Annotated in this window: 1 protein-coding gene; it reads left to right on the top strand. The window is 37.7% G+C overall.

The window, feature by feature from the left end:
• Positions 1 to 308 (top strand): hypothetical protein (locus ACSG5Z_RS30365; RefSeq protein ID WP_435712797.1); only part of this gene is annotated, 308 nt, incomplete at both ends.

Genomic DNA, 308 nt, shown 5'->3' with positions numbered 1-308 from the left:
CTACACAAGTAGGAGCACAAATTACAACAGGATACTTTATTCCAAACCTTCCAAATAACAAGTTCTACGTAGTTGAATTAGACTTTATGTTAGTTAGTGGTTCAATAACAGGAGCATGTGTCTTATTAGATTGGAACAGTATGAGTCCTTCTAGGGCATCAATTCATCTTTCAGATGTAGTAACTGCTCCTACGTTAGGTAAGTGGTATACGGTTCGAGCAGTTATGAAAAGACCAACAGACAATCTATCTGGCTATTCAGCTATGGCTGGTTATTTACTTGCTAACTTCTCTGGTTCTACAACAAAC

This window comes from Bacillus pretiosus (assembly GCF_051294775.1).
Classification (GTDB): Bacteria; Bacillota; Bacilli; order Bacillales; family Bacillaceae_G; genus Bacillus_A; species Bacillus_A wiedmannii.
Note: the sequence above shows the minus strand (reverse complement) of the source record. Positions and strands in the feature narration are given on the sequence as shown.